This window comes from Desulfothermus okinawensis JCM 13304, from assembly GCF_054654515.1.
In genome coordinates this window covers 157721-171404 of sequence record NZ_BAAIEW010000001.1, presented here as the reverse complement: position 1 = coordinate 171404, position 13684 = coordinate 157721, and the positions used below count along the sequence as shown (strand labels likewise).

The 13684-nt window shown below is 38.7% G+C and carries 14 protein-coding genes; 3 read left to right on the top strand and 11 right to left on the bottom strand.

Translation table 11 applies throughout. From position 1 onward, the window contains the following. Positions 1–10: 10 nt before the first annotated feature. From ACYQ0O_RS00835 to ACYQ0O_RS00825, 3 genes are read right to left on the bottom strand one after another with little or no spacing between them, the layout of a single operon-like run. Positions 11–760, bottom strand: a complete 750-nt coding sequence (locus ACYQ0O_RS00835) for an RNA methyltransferase (protein ID WP_459889742.1) — start codon at positions 758–760, stop codon at positions 11–13. 15 nt (positions 761–775) lie between these two features. Continuing rightward, the gene (gene tmk / locus ACYQ0O_RS00830) at positions 776–1414 is read right to left on the bottom strand and encodes a dTMP kinase (RefSeq protein ID WP_459889740.1); all 639 of its coding nucleotides are present in this window, start codon (positions 1412–1414) and stop codon (positions 776–778) included. Beyond that, positions 1390–2421, bottom strand: a complete 1032-nt coding sequence (locus ACYQ0O_RS00825) for a CRISPR-associated endonuclease Cas3'' (protein ID WP_459889738.1) — start codon at positions 2419–2421, stop codon at positions 1390–1392. Before ACYQ0O_RS00825 ends, tmk begins: the two co-directional genes overlap by 25 nt. Positions 2422–2525: 104 nt before the next feature. On the opposite strand from ACYQ0O_RS00825, the gene surE reads away from it, so the two are divergent. The 3 genes from surE to ACYQ0O_RS00810 all read left to right on the top strand — a co-directional run bounded on the left by surE (position 2526) and on the right by ACYQ0O_RS00810 (position 5080). Continuing rightward, entirely contained in the window at positions 2526–3281 is a 756-nt protein-coding gene (gene surE / locus ACYQ0O_RS00820) for a 5'/3'-nucleotidase SurE (protein WP_459889736.1), read from the top strand. A 200-nt stretch (positions 3282–3481) separates the two neighbouring features. Next, a complete protein-coding gene (locus ACYQ0O_RS00815; RefSeq protein ID WP_459889734.1) occupies positions 3482–4963 on the top strand; it encodes a sodium-dependent transporter in 1482 nt (493 codons plus the stop codon). 15 nt (positions 4964–4978) lie between these two features. Continuing rightward, entirely contained in the window at positions 4979–5080 is a 102-nt protein-coding gene (locus ACYQ0O_RS00810; RefSeq protein ID WP_459889732.1) for a MetS family NSS transporter small subunit, read from the top strand. An 82-nt stretch (positions 5081–5162) separates the two neighbouring features. Here ACYQ0O_RS00810 and thrC read toward each other — a convergent pair whose 3' ends face one another. The 8 genes from thrC to ACYQ0O_RS00770 form a co-directional block, all read right to left on the bottom strand. After that, positions 5163–6608 carry a threonine synthase gene (gene thrC / locus ACYQ0O_RS00805; RefSeq protein ID WP_459889730.1) on the bottom strand — a complete coding sequence of 482 codons (1446 nt, stop codon included), beginning with the start codon at positions 6606–6608 and terminating at the stop codon, positions 5163–5165. Positions 6609–6626: 18 nt separating this feature from the next. Next, positions 6627–7925 carry a phenylacetate--CoA ligase family protein gene (locus ACYQ0O_RS00800; protein ID WP_459889728.1) on the bottom strand — a complete coding sequence of 433 codons (1299 nt, stop codon included), beginning with the start codon at positions 7923–7925 and terminating at the stop codon, positions 6627–6629. Positions 7926–7943: 18 nt separating this feature from the next. Beyond that, positions 7944–9350, bottom strand: coding sequence for a replicative DNA helicase (gene dnaB / locus ACYQ0O_RS00795; RefSeq protein ID WP_459889726.1), 1407 nt, complete (start codon positions 9348–9350; stop codon positions 7944–7946). Continuing rightward, positions 9325–9804 (bottom strand): 50S ribosomal protein L9, encoded by a 480-nt coding sequence (gene rplI / locus ACYQ0O_RS00790; RefSeq protein ID WP_459889724.1) that lies wholly within the window; start codon positions 9802–9804, stop codon positions 9325–9327. The genes dnaB and rplI overlap by 26 nt, the downstream gene beginning before the upstream one ends. Before the next feature lie 2 nt (positions 9805–9806). Then, positions 9807–10067 carry a 30S ribosomal protein S18 gene (rpsR, locus tag ACYQ0O_RS00785; protein WP_459889722.1) on the bottom strand — a complete coding sequence of 87 codons (261 nt, stop codon included), beginning with the start codon at positions 10065–10067 and terminating at the stop codon, positions 9807–9809. Between the two features lie 2 nt (positions 10068–10069). Then, positions 10070–10387, bottom strand: coding sequence for a 30S ribosomal protein S6 (gene rpsF / locus ACYQ0O_RS00780; protein ID WP_075067819.1), 318 nt, complete (start codon positions 10385–10387; stop codon positions 10070–10072). Between the two features lie 118 nt (positions 10388–10505). Next, positions 10506–12707: a methyl-accepting chemotaxis protein gene (locus ACYQ0O_RS00775; RefSeq protein WP_459889720.1), complete on the bottom strand. Its 2202-nt coding sequence runs from the start codon at positions 12705–12707 to the stop codon at positions 10506–10508. A 15-nt stretch (positions 12708–12722) separates the two neighbouring features. Continuing rightward, complete coding sequence (locus tag ACYQ0O_RS00770) at positions 12723–13679, bottom strand: hydrogenase small subunit (RefSeq protein ID WP_459889718.1); 957 nt, start codon at positions 13677–13679, stop codon at positions 12723–12725. Positions 13680–13684: the final 5 nt, after the last annotated feature.

Here is a 13684-nt window from a genome sequence, read left to right as displayed (position 1 = left end):
CAAGAAAAATTTATTTTTCCTTATTTTTTTGCCCGTTAAAATACCAGAGCAATTGCCTACATATCCCCATTAACATATTGAACTCATTTTTCTTTAAATTTATCCTATGGATAAATCTCTTTATGGGAAGCATAAAATACTCTGGATTTTCAGGCAATAAAAAGTCAATCTCACTAAGCACTTTTTTTAGGCTTTCAAATAATAATTGTAAATCCTTATGGGTGGCATATCTACTCAAATCTTTTTCCAAATTCGTCTTATTCCATTTGTAAAAGGATATTTTATTAAAACATTCATATAAAATAATCAAAACTGCCTGCGCCACATTTAAAGACCATGCATTAGGATTTGTGGGGATTGTGATAAGTTGCCCACACAATTCTATTTCTTCATTTAAAAGCCCTGTATCTTCTGGTCCAAACACCAAGGCAACCCTTCTTCCTTCTGCTATGTCCTCTGCTATTTGAGAAGCTGCCTGCTGGGGAAGCAAGATCCTTTTCCTCCATCCCCCGGTCCTAGCAGTGGTACCATAAACTTTATTAAAATTCTCCAACGCAACTTCAAGATTAGATACAATGGATGCCCTTTCTAGAACGTTTTTGCCCTTGGGAGTAGCCAAAGGCCTAGCCTTATTTAAATCAAATTCTTTGGGACTTACCAATATCATCTCATCTACACCCATATTTACACATGCCCTTGCAACTGAACCAATGTTTTCTGAATATTTAGTTCTACAAAGTATAACAGCTATGTTGTCCATTGAGTCTCCCAATATCTATAAACCAAATCTCTCTTTTATTAAAGCAAAGACCTTAGATCTAACCTCCTCCACATTGCCCTGGGCATCTATAAGAGTAATCCTATGGCTAAAATTTCTGTGGAGTTGCAGATATCCTTCCCTCACCTTTTTGTGAAATTCCAAATCTTCTTCTTCAAATCTGGACTCATCATTACCAGGACCTCTATATTGTTGGTTCCTAGATCTGGCCCTCTCAATGCCTATTTCAACAGGCATGTCCAGAACTATGGCAATATCAGGCCAAAGGCCGTAGGAGGAAAAATCGCAAAGCTTATATACAAAATCTATATTTAGACCTCTTCCATATCCTTGATATGCAATGGTGGAATCATTAAATCTATCCACAATAACCACTCTACCCTCTTCTAAGGCAGGGATGATTTTTTCCTTTACATGTTGGGACCTTGCTGCAAGATACATAAATAATTCAGACCGCTGATCAAGATTTTTATTTTTTGAATCAAGCAAAATTTTTCTAAGCTCATTCCCCAGACAACACCCCCCCGGCTCTCTGGTATACACAATATCAAGGCCTGCTTCTTTGAGAGTCACGGCAAGCAATTTGGACTGGGTACTCTTTCCAGAACCCTCTATTCCTTCAAAGGCAATAAACATTGATCAATAGACCTCCTCTTCTTCGCTCTTCCATCTTCAACTAGATCACCTGTATGTACTGGTCTAAATATTTTCCTTTCCAAAAAACGCTGGTACTTTGACCAATTCTCCTCTTCATACTCTAGGTCGTTAACAAGGCCATTCACTATATTTAACTTGGCATCTATGTTGTCAGCAAAATGCACAATCAAGGCCTCCCTTGTCTTTGGCCTTTTAGGTGAACCAAACTCATACTCACCATGGTGGGATAGTATAATATGCTTTAAGTGCATTATTAAGTCTTCGTTTAATCCCTTTATTTTCTTAATAAAAGGTTCTATCAACAAAACTGACATCACTACATGCCCAAGCAACTGACCTCTATCAGTATAGTTAAAGATAACACTTCCCTTAAATTCCTCAATCTTTCCTATATCGTGAAGTACTGCTCCAACAAGTAAAATCTCTCTATCCACCTCTGGATATAGGCTAGATATTTCCAGACAGAGCTTACACACATTTAAAGTGTGTTCTAAAAGGCCTCCAATATATGCATGATGCACTGTCTTTGCAGCAGGACAACTCATAAATCTATCTCTAATGTCTTTATCCTTTAATATCATCCCTATTAATCGACTCCATGGCCTGTATTTTAGATTTTTAAAACACAATTCCTCCAACTCCATCATAAGCCTTTCTGGGGGCACTTTTGTGGTGGGTAAAAAATCCTCTATACTTACTTTATTTTCTATTAAGACCTTTAAGGACTGGACAATTATCTGGAGATTCTCCCTATAAGAATCAACAAATCCACTAATATAAACAAAAGTCTCTTCTTTTATCTCATCATATTGAGCACTTTGTGGATACCAAATTTTTGCAGGAATTCTCCCACTTTTGTCCTGGAGTTCCATATCCCAATAAGGACCATTTTTTGATGAGCCCTGTCTTGCCTTGGTTACCACGAAGATATCATCAACCCTGTCGCCACATTTAAGTTCACTGATAAATTTCTTTTTAACTACCATAATCCTTGCCAAATATAAGGTTGTTATTTATCCTTTTCCCACATGTTACTCTTGTTAAAAACACACTAACCCAAAATGTAACCAAAATACAAAACAAGGTAAAGATGGAAATTGTTATAACCAATGACGATGGAATCTGGTCAGTTGGATTAAGGGCATTGTACAAAAGTTTAAGGGAAGCAGGTCATGATGTTAAAGTAATAGCACCCCTAACTGAACAATCAGCAGTGGGCCATGCTGTGACCCTTGCAACGCCCATTAGAATCAAACAGGTGAAAAATGAAAACTTTGAAGGAATAGGGGTTTTTGGAACACCTGTGGATTGTGTTAAACTTGGACTCACAAAGATCTTAAAAAATCCTCCTGATTTGTTAATATCTGGAATAAATAATGGCGCCAATGTAGGGGTGGATATTTTATATTCTGGAACAGTTGCAGCTGCAACAGAAGCAGCCCTTGCTGGTGTCAGTGCTCTTGCTGTGTCAATAGACAACTTTTCACCTGAGGATCTTAGCGACCAGGCACAATTTGTTGCAAAATTAATAGAAAAAATAGAATGGGATAGATTTAAGAACCGGGTATTAAATCTAAATTTCCCGGATGTACCCCTAAAAAAAGTAAGGGGAATAAAGGTTTGTGCCCAGACACAGGCAGTGTATAGGGATTGGTATGAAGAAAGACAAGATCCCAGGGGAAAACCCTATTTCTGGCTCTGTGGATATATCCCAGAAGACCAGATCTCTCCTGATTCAGACAGGGCGAATTTGACCAAGGGATATATAACCTTAACCCCCCTTCACTTTGACTTTACAGACAAAGAGCTATTAAATAGCCTGAAAAACAACATAGTGGTGCTGTAACTTTAGAAAATTATAGCTTAAAAAGTAAACTCCATGAACTAATGAGGACTAAAGAAGTAACATTAAACATACAGACCTAAACTCTGAATTCCCATATTCTACCTATAATTTGGAGTTGACACTATTTTCTCTGTTTTCTTAAACTATGGGCAAATTGAAGGCAACCATTTGAATATTTTTAAAAAGGGAGGAAGGACAAAATGGCAGAAAGAGAACAATGGGGTACACGGCTTGGTTTTGTAGTTGCAGCTGTAGGTTCTGCAATAGGGCTAGGGAACATCTGGCGTTTCCCTTACATGGCCTATGACAATGGAGGTGGAGCATTTCTAATTCCCTACTTCTTTGCAATGTTAACTGCAGGTATCCCCATTATTATTCTGGAATTTGCATTGGGACACAAGTATAAAGGATCAGCTCCAATGTCCTTTGCAAAGGCAAAGGAAAAATGGGAGTGGCTTGGATGGTGGCAGGTTTTTATTTCATTTATAATCTCCATCTATTATGTTGTGGTCATTGCATGGGCATTAAATTACACATTACTTGCCTTTAATTTAGGATGGGGTCAGGACACAAAAGGATTCTTCTTTAGTAAATTCCTTCACCTCTCATCCAGTCCAATGCAGTGGGGAAACATTGTGTGGCCAATATTTATATCAACTCTTGTGATCTGGTTAATTACCTGGTTGATATTGTTTAGTGGAGTAAAAAAAGGAATTGAATTTTCCAATAAGATTTTTATGCCACTGCTTTTTATCTTATTACTAATCATGTTGGGTCGGGCAGTTACATTAAAAGGGGCATCAGAAGGACTCCAGTGGCTATTTAGACCTGATTTTAGTGCAATATTAAACTACAAAGTCTGGACTGCAGCTTATGGTCAGATATTTTTCTCGCTTAGCATATGTTTTGGAATTATGATAACCTACGCAAGTTACTTGCCAGAAAAATCCGATATAAATAATAATGGAATGATCACCACTTTTGTAAATTGTGGCTTTAGCATCTTAGCAGGTATCATGATCTTTTCAGTACTTGGATATATGGCCCAAAAACAGGGTGTTAGCATAAAAGATGTAGCTGGAGCAGGGGTTGGACTGGCGTTTGTGACAATACCAAAGGCAATTAGTTTATTGCCTGGTGCTAAGTTCTTTGGAACTCTATTTTTCTTAAGCTTAGTTTTTGCTGGTCTCTCTTCAATGATCTCAATAACTGAAACATGTGTTTCAGGTCTTATGGACAAGTTTAAATGGGATCGCAAACCAACTACATCTTTATTTTGTGTAGTAGGCTTTTTATTAAGCCTTATTTTTACAACTCAGGGCGGCTTACTTATATTGGATATAGTAGATCACTTTATCAATAATTTTGGAATTGTATTTGCTGGCCTGGTAGAAGTCCTCTTGCTCTCCTGGTTTTTCAAACTGGATTCATTACGTGAACATGCAAATTCCCTTTCAGACTTCTCTGTGGGTAAGTGGTGGAACTTTTGTTTAAAGATCCTCACTCCAATAGTTTTAGGTTATATGGCTATTGGTAATCTTATTGGCGATATCAAGAAACCTTACGGGGGTTATCCAACTAGTGCAATATTAATCTTTGGATGGGCAATAGTTATTGGAATTATAATCCTCAGCTTTATCATGCAAATGGGACGCAGCTTTAATAATAATTATAAAAAATAAAAAGGAGCAGGTAATATGAGCACTGGATCAATTTTAATGATGATTTTTGGAATTGCAGTAACATGGGGGGGAGCAATAACCTGTATTGGAATCGCCTTGAAAAAAAGAGATCTATAACTAATAAAGTAATATAAAAAGGGGGCTAAATGCCCCCCTTTCTCCCCTTTATAAAATTTATCTGTTAAATTTATAACTAATATTACTTTTTCGTCTGAAGTCCTAAATGACTTACTATATTGTCAACAGCTTTTTTATAAAATTCTTTCCTGGATAAGGAATCCTTTTCTGCAATATCCAAAACCAAGCTAGGAAAATTTTTTAACTCATCCTTTGGAGAAATTTCATATTCTGTAGGGAAATTATCCTCAAAATACATTTGCTGAAATTTGAGAAATTTCAATGAATGAGCAGTTGCATCTAATATGCAAATTTCATCTTTATCAATTATCTTTTGTTCCTTTGCCTGTAACATACCTGCAAAACATTCACCACCCTGGGTACATGCTATGTGGCCATTTTTATTTACAGTTAACATGCCTTCAATTATCTGTTGCTCTTCCACCTGTACCACATTAAATATACCACCACCGCCTATGGACTCATATTTGGAAACGAGTTCCTTAACCCTTGGAAAGGAAACAGGATTTCCTATCATAGCAGCCTGGGCAACAGATGGTCTAACTGATACAGGCTCGTATTTTCTCCTATCTTCATCCATTGCATAGAACCTGTAAACAGGATCGGCATGGGATGATTGTACCCCCACAACTTTGGGCAAGGTATCTATTATTTCGAGCTCATATAACTTTATGAAACCAGATATAATGGCTGCAATATTTCCTGCATTTCCAATTGGAACAAAGATAACTTTGCCAGATAAATCCCAATCAAACCACTGAGCTATTTCAAAGGAATAGGATTCCTGCCCTAAAATTCGCCAGCTATTCTTTGAATTTAGAAGTGCAACGTTGTAATTATCAGCCAGATATTCCACAACCTTCATACAGTCATCAAATACCCCTGGCAATTCCAGCACTGTGGCTCCACTTCCCAGGGGTTGAGCAAGCTGCTCAGGGGTTACTTTTCCATGGGGAAGCAGAACAACGCTTTTTATTGGATCTCCAACATATGCGCCATACATGGCTGCAGAAGCCGATGTATCACCTGTTGAGGCACAGATGGCAAGGATGTTTTTATAACTTTTTTTTCTAATCAGATATTTAAGATAACTAAAGGCACAGGCCATGCCTCTATCTTTAAAGGAAGCACTGGGATTTTGTCCTTCATTTTTATAGGCAAAATTAATTCCCAAATATCGTTTAAAATTCTCAGAAGCAAAGACAATGGGAGTATTTCCTTCACCAAGATATACTATATCCCCTTGCTCCAAAATTGGTGCCATTAATTCAAAAAATCGAAAGATCCCTCTTAGCTGATAGATCTTGGTCTTTGCCCTTTCATCAAAAATTTCTCTCCACCTTTCTCCTGAAATCTTCTTTAGCTCATTGAACTTTTTGTCCTTTAAGAGAAAAACCCCCTTGCAATTTGGGCATGTGTACAGGAGCTCATCACTATCAAACCTGGAGCCACACACCTGACACACATATTCTAGATCTCCCCTGTACTCAGGATAACTCCCAGACATAACTAAACTCCCCTGACCTTATTTTTCATTTCTCTTGTCTATAACCCTTATAGCCTTTCCCTCACTCCTTGGCAGACTCTTGTGTTCAACCAACTCTACCTTGGGGGTAATAAGAATTTCTTCCTTTAGCCTTCTGGCTATCTTATTTTGAAGCTTTTTGAGCTCCCTCATATCCTCAACAAAGTATTCGTCCTTTATCTCCACTTGCACCCTCATCTGGTCAATATATCCCTCTTTTTCCAAAATTATAAGGTAATTTTGTCCCACTTCAGGGATGGACATAAGCACTTTTTCAACCTGCATTGGATAGATATTAACTCCCTTTAATATAATCATATCGTCTGAACGACCTGTAATCCTAGCTATCCTCTTATGTACCCTGCCACATGGACATTCACCTGGAATAATGGCAGTTAAATCCTTGGTCCTGTATCTAATAAGGGGCATACCCTCCCTAGTAAGTGTTGTTAGCACAAGCTCTCCCACTTCTCCATCTTCTACAGGCTCCAAGGTCTCTGGATCAACTATTTCCAGTAGATAAGCATCCTCCCACAGGTGCATACCATTTTGTTCAGTACATTCAAATGCCACCCCAGGGCCATTCATCTCTGAGAGTCCATAGGAATTATATGCCTTTACCCCATATATTTCCTCTATTCTCCTACGAACCTCTTCTGTATGTGGTTCTGCTCCTATTAAGGCAATTTTTAAATGCAGAGACTTTGGGTCAACCTCTAATTCATCAAAAACAGTTGCCAGGTGAAGGGCATAAGACGGAATGATGTGAATTGCCGTTACCCTGAAATCCTTTAGGAGTTTTATCTGCCGCTTTGAATTACCAGCCCCTGCAGGGATGGTCAAGCAACCCAGTCTTTCAGCGCCATAGTGAATACCTAGCCCACCAGTAAAAAGCCCATAACCACTGAGATTTTGGAAAATATCCCATGGTCTTATACCTACCATATACATACATCTGGCCATTAAATCTGCCCAAGTATCTAAGTCCTTCCTTGTATACAGTACTGCTGTTGGAGTTCCAGTTGTACCAGATGATACGTGGAGTCTAACCATTTTAGCAACTGACTCAGTTAAGAGCCCCACAGGATAGTTATTCCTTAAATCGTCTTTTGTGGTAAATGGAAGACTTTTTATATCATCTATTGATTTTATATCCTCGGGTTCAATGCCGCTTAAGCGATCCCAGTAAAAAAGTCCTTTCTTTGCTTGCCTAATGGTGTGTTTAAGCCTTTGTAATTGAAGCTGTGTTAGCTCATCTCTGGACATCACTTCTTCTTTATGTAAATACTCTTGCACCATAATCTTACTCCTAAAAATCTACTCTTCCCTTATTTCAAGCTCTTCAAAGGCAGTACAATTGGATAAAAATGCAAGTTCCAAGCTGCCTATTGGACCATTTCTCTGCTTCCCAATGATTATTTCTGCTATCCCTTTCTTGGGATTGTCTTCCTTTTTGTTGTACACCTCATCCCTGTATAAAAATATTATCACGTCTGCGTCCTGTTCAATTGCCCCAGATTCCCTTAAATCTGATAGCATTGGCCTTTTGTCCTTCCTCTCTTCCACCTTCCTGTTTAACTGGGCAAGGGCGATTACTGGGACATCAACTTCCTTTGCAAGGGCCTTTAAATTTCTGGATATATATGAAATTTCCTGTTCCCTTGAGTCCCTTTTTTGGGGAACATGCATAAGCTGTAAGTAATCAATAATAACCAGGCCTAGCCCCTTTTCACTTTTGAGTCTCCTGCACCTGGCTCTAAGCTCTAGGGGTTCCAATGCAGGCGTATCGTCTATGTATATGGGCGACTTTGAAAGCTCATCAGCAGCAACATACAACCTGGCCCAATCCTCATCCTTTAAAAAACCAGTTCGCATATTCTTTAAATCCACCTTGGCCCTGGCACACAGCATACGCATCATAAGTTGTTCCATGGACATCTCAAGGGAAAAAATGGCAGTTGGGACATTGTGTTCACATGCAGCCCGCATTCCTATATTCAGTCCAAAGGCTGTCTTACCCATGCTGGGCCTCCCTGCTATGATAATGAGATCAGTGCGCTGCAGGCCTGCAGTTAATTCGTCCAGTTTTTTATAACCAGTTGGGACCCCAGTTATGAGTTCCTTTCTCTCAAACCTGGCAGTTAGTTGCTCAAAAATTTCATCAACAAGCTGTTTACTGGATTTAAATCTAGGGAGCACCCTGGCTTCTGATATCTGAAATATGGATTGTTCTGCTTCATCTAACAGGGTGTCTGTGTCCTCATCAAACTCATACGCCAGATTAATTATTCTTGCCCCACCAGTTATAAGTTCCCTTTTTATTGCCTTTTCTCTAACTATTTCAGCATAATGTATAGCACTTGCAGATGGGATTATCTGGTCACTAAGGCTGGCAAGGTACACAACACCCCCAACCTCTTCCAGTTTACCTGCCTTTTCCAGGGCTTCTTTTACTGTAATTAGATCTATTGGAGAATTTCTTGAATATAATTCTAAAAAGGTATGAAAAATAACCCTATGGGCCGGGCTGTAAAAATCTTCAGGCTTTAAAACTTCTAATATGGAATGGAAGATTGAATTATCTATCAAAACCCCCCCCAATACTGCTTGTTCAGCTTCTAAATTATGGGGGGGGACCTTTTTTATGAGCTCTGACAGGACCTTCTCAGGAGAGGAGACAAAAGGCCTTCTCTCATAATTACTCACCTTGGTTTGCCTGTTCATCACCTTCTTCCTGGTACCTCACCACAGACACATTTAAGGTGGCCACTACACCAGGATAGAGCTTCACAGGAACCTGATAATCACCCAACGACCTGATGGGTTTGTCTAATTCCACTTTCTTTCTATCGATTTCAAACCCTCTTTTTCTCAGTTCATCTACAATATTCGAGGAAGTAACAGATCCATAAAGTTTGTCACCTTCACCTACTCGTACAAAAATCTCGATTTTTTCACTTTCCAATTTAGCGGCCAACTCCTTAGCCTGAAATCTCACAGCATTGAGTTTTTCTTCTAATTTCTTCTTCTCATGCTCAAAAACTTTTAGATTAGATGGGGTTGCCAGCATGGCCAGCTTTTTTGGCAAAAGATAATTCCTGGCATACCCAGGTTTAACATCCACCACATCCCCAAGTTTGCCTAATTTTTCTATATCTGTCCTAAGTATAACCCTCATCCCTATACTCCTTTAATTTTCTTATTCACTTCCACACTGTGAATGGTGGTGTAGTACATAAGGGCCATCTGTCTTGCCTTTTTGATTTCTCTTGTCAACTTCCTCTGGTGTTTTGCACATGTGCCAGTAATCCTTCTGCCAATTATCTTTCCCCTCTCGGTCACAAAATCTTTTAATATATCAGGCCTTTTATAGTCCAAAGGCAGATTTTTATCTGCACAGAAGCGACAAAATTTTTTACGGGGTGTAAATTTAAATGCCATAACTAGTCCTCCTCTATCTCAAATTTGTCCTCTAGTTTAACTGTGAGAAATTTAAACACATCTTCATTTAACCTTAATTTTCTCTCCACTTCCTGGATTGCATTGCCAGGCACCCCGTACTCAATGCGCACATAGTGCCCTCTCGTATGTTTATTAACTGGGTATGCCAACTCTTTAATTCCCCAATCATCGGTTATGAGCAGTTTACCTTTGTATTCCTGCTCTACTACATTTGTTAAATCCTCAAGCACTTCTTGACGTTCAGAATTGGACATGTCAGGATTAAACAAAATCAAGGTTTCATACTTTCTAAGTTTCATAACACCTCCTTTTGGTCTTTTGGTCCTCTGAATCTAAATTCAGAGAACAAGGCATCTGTTTTTGTGAAGATTTGAAGCTTATAAATATAAAAAAAACATGTCAAGGATAAACAACATATTAAATTTTCCTCATCTCTTCAATTAGGTTATTTAATTCCTGTGCAAGTTCATTTAAATCAGTAATAGCCTCCACAGACTGATTCATGGTCTCTCTTATTTCCTGAGATATTACATTTACCTCTTCTGTTGACCTTGAAATCTGTTCAGTGGTTGCAGATTGTTCTTCTGCTGCAGTGGCTATATTTCTTATCTGGTCAGAAGTCCTATTTGCAAGCTCAAGCATCTTATTTAGGACTGCTTCAGCAGTTTTCGACAGTTTCATATTTTCCTCAATCGCTTCATTAACTGCCTTGGTGGATTGCATATTTACTTTGCTTGTCTGCTGAATCCTTTCTATAAATTCTCCAACTTCCGTGGTAGCTACCATTGTTTTTTCAGCAAGTTTTCTCACCTCATCTGCCACTACCGCAAAACCCCTTCCTGCTTCCCCTGCCCTAGCTGCCTCTATTGCTGCATTTAGTGCCAGGAGATTTGTCTGGTCTGCTATATCTGATATAGTATTCATGATCTCACCAATACCCTGGGCATGGTCTTCCATTTCCTTCATGTCTGAAAGCAGCTGTCTGGCCTTTTCCTGGACATTTTTCATAAGTTCAAAGGAGTTATTAACTGCCTTGCTACCTTCCTCAGTCATATTTTTTGTATCTTCAGCGTCCTCCGCAGTATGCTGGGCATTTTTTGAAACTTCTAACACAGTAGAATTCATTTCCTCCATTGCAGTTGCTATCTCTGCTGTTTTAGATCCCTGATCATCTACACTTCGACTCACCTCTTCTACTTGCGCAGCCAACTCTGAAGAAGCAGAGGCCAGGTTAGAAGAAATATCAATGGCCCTGTTAATTGCGTCCTGCAATTTTTTATAGATATTTCTAATTTCTGTGAGGTCATAGACAACTTCTGTAGCACCTACCACATTGCCATCTAAGCCAATTATTGGAAGTCCAGTTACATCTAAATGTTTTATTTCTCCATTTATGTTGGCTTCCACCTCCTTTGTAATGGGTTCCCTGCTAGACATGGTCTTTTTGCAAACACACTCTTCTGTACGACATATTTGTGTATTTAAATGATTCCAACATTTACTACCCATAAGTTCCTTAAAACTACTTCCCAACATTCTCTGTACTGCTAAGTTTACATACTTTATATTAAATTCCCCATCAAAGTTTGCTATACCAACAGGAAGACTATTTATCAGCGTCTCAAATGTATCAGCTATCTTATTTGCACCTCGAATCAAATCCTTAAATCCCCCAGACAGAGTTGAAGCATCTGCCCTATAGTCCAGTTGACCATGGGATATCTCATAAACAGCCTTATTAAATTGAGAAATTATGTTCTGGGTGCAAATTGCCACCTGATTCAACGCCTCAATTACCTGCCCCACTTCATCCTTATTATGGACTTCCAGGGTCTTATCAAAGTCACCACCAGCCATGTCCCTTGCAAAATCAACCATTCTCAGTAGAGGTTTTTTAAGGGATGTGTTTAATATAAGCCACATTACAAGAATACCTAGCACAAGGGATATAAGTCCCACAATTATGGCTGAGTAAATATTTTCTCTCATTGTTTTGTCAAGGTTAGTTTTTCCATTATCTATTATGGACAAGATATCTTTCTGGTTCTTTTGGATTATTTTGTTCATGTTACCCTTGGACATCTTAAGATACAAAAGACCAAAAAAATCACCAACCTTCCAATGGGGATTAAACCTGGCCATGTCCTCGTCTACAAAAATAGGTTTGTAAAGGTGTAGATAATCTTTGTCTTGTTTAACAACAACAGATCTTTTAGATATTGATTTTTTCAAGGCTTTAACATCCAATTTTTTTCCCACCCTATTATCCACAGAAGAAAGTACAACTTTTCCATTCTTGTTGAAAAAAGAAAATTCATCGATCCCCTTTAGCCCTCCAATTTGTTTGGCCACAATTTCGAATTTTTTCTCTTCCCCTGGTAGTAGGGAATCACCTGCTGCGATTTCTGCCAACTCCAAGATTCCAATACCCTGGGATTTCCCTATTTCAATAAAATTTTTAGATATCCTATCTTCCATATTGTGAAGGGAATTTGCAAGGTCTTTAAAAATAAGGTTAAATCCCCTTTGTGTCAGTTTAACAGATGAGATAGCACCAGACAGTGCAACAAAAAATACTATTAAAATTACTGCCCCAAAGATTTTATTAGATAAAGACATTTCATACCTCCCTTACTAATTCTTTCTATCCTCTTCCTGGTACCTAACTTTATGGTATTGCTCGCCTTTTCTGTAAAATGGGAAATCCCTAAATTTTGCAAAATATGGGTGAGAGCATCCAATACAAGGGGCATTTGCCCGAACACACCAATTTACTCCACCATTCCATTGTCTCCTGGGACAGGTAGTGTAACTAAGAGGACCAAGACAACCCAACTTAAACAAACATCCCTCTTCTCCAAATTTTGACGCAAATATCCCTTTTTCATAATAATGATACCTGGGACAATTGTAGTGAACTGAATGGGCATAAAACATCTTGGGAGTGAGCAGATTTTCATCTACTTCAGGATATCCTTTTGCTGCCAGATATCCAAGGGTTCCCACGATAGAATCTGGATGAGTTGGACAAAGGGGACAATTTACCAGCCTGTTTTTATAAGGAATAGATTTTTTCTCCATAAATTCTTTTACTCCCACAGCCCCTGTTGGGTTTCCTTCAGCCGAAGGTACCCCACCATAGGTTGCACAACTACCAACTGCCAAAATGAATTGGGCATTTTCCAGAAAAGGCAGTGCAACCTCTTCAAAGGTCTTCTCCCCAATCATACAGGCCTTTGGCATATCAAGGGGAATAGCACCTTCTAAAACCAGGATATATGGAAAACTACTCTGCCTAATATTTTCCAGAATATTTAAAGCTACTTCTCCCTGAGCAGCTGAAATAGTGGGATGAAACATAATAGATGCCATTTGCGTGATTACCTGCTGAACGTAAGGGGCATTGGCATTTAAAAAAGAAATAGTACAGCCACTGCAAGCCTGAGCCTGTAGCCATACTATCTTTGGAGTTCCATAACTGAGTTTTTCTAGCCCCCTGGCAAAGACCGGTGTTAATGTATTTGATAACCCGAAGCCAGCAACCAAATAACTTCCTATTTTTAAAAAGTCTCTTCTTGTTAATGATTTCATATTTT

Bases quoted from the DNA above. Each gene is read 5' to 3' on its own strand.
- ACYQ0O_RS00825 (WP_459889738.1), bottom strand. From the start codon at position 2,421: ATGGTAGTTAAAAAGAAATTTATCAGTGAACTTAAATGTGGCGACAGG.
- tmk (WP_459889740.1), bottom strand. From the start codon at position 1,414: ATGTTTATTGCCTTTGAAGGAATAGAGGGTTCTGGAAAGAGTACCCAG.
- ACYQ0O_RS00800 (WP_459889728.1), bottom strand. From the start codon at position 7,925: ATGGTGCAAGAGTATTTACATAAAGAAGAAGTGATGTCCAGAGATGAG.
- thrC (WP_459889730.1), bottom strand. From the start codon at position 6,608: ATGTCTGGGAGTTATCCTGAGTACAGGGGAGATCTAGAATATGTGTGT.
- rpsR (WP_459889722.1), bottom strand. From the start codon at position 10,067: ATGGCATTTAAATTTACACCCCGTAAAAAATTTTGTCGCTTCTGTGCA.
- ACYQ0O_RS00815 (WP_459889734.1), top strand. From the start codon at position 3,482: ATGGCAGAAAGAGAACAATGGGGTACACGGCTTGGTTTTGTAGTTGCA.
- ACYQ0O_RS00835 (WP_459889742.1), bottom strand. From the start codon at position 760: ATGGACAACATAGCTGTTATACTTTGTAGAACTAAATATTCAGAAAAC.
- rpsF (WP_075067819.1), bottom strand. From the start codon at position 10,387: ATGAAACTTAGAAAGTATGAAACCTTGATTTTGTTTAATCCTGACATG.
- dnaB (WP_459889726.1), bottom strand. From the start codon at position 9,350: ATGAACAGGCAAACCAAGGTGAGTAATTATGAGAGAAGGCCTTTTGTC.
- rplI (WP_459889724.1), bottom strand. From the start codon at position 9,804: ATGAGGGTTATACTTAGGACAGATATAGAAAAATTAGGCAAACTTGGG.
- surE (WP_459889736.1), top strand. From the start codon at position 2,526: ATGGAAATTGTTATAACCAATGACGATGGAATCTGGTCAGTTGGATTA.
- ACYQ0O_RS00770 (WP_459889718.1), bottom strand. From the start codon at position 13,679: ATGAAATCATTAACAAGAAGAGACTTTTTAAAAATAGGAAGTTATTTG.
- ACYQ0O_RS00775 (WP_459889720.1), bottom strand. From the start codon at position 12,707: ATGTCTTTATCTAATAAAATCTTTGGGGCAGTAATTTTAATAGTATTT.
- ACYQ0O_RS00810 (WP_459889732.1), top strand. From the start codon at position 4,979: ATGAGCACTGGATCAATTTTAATGATGATTTTTGGAATTGCAGTAACA.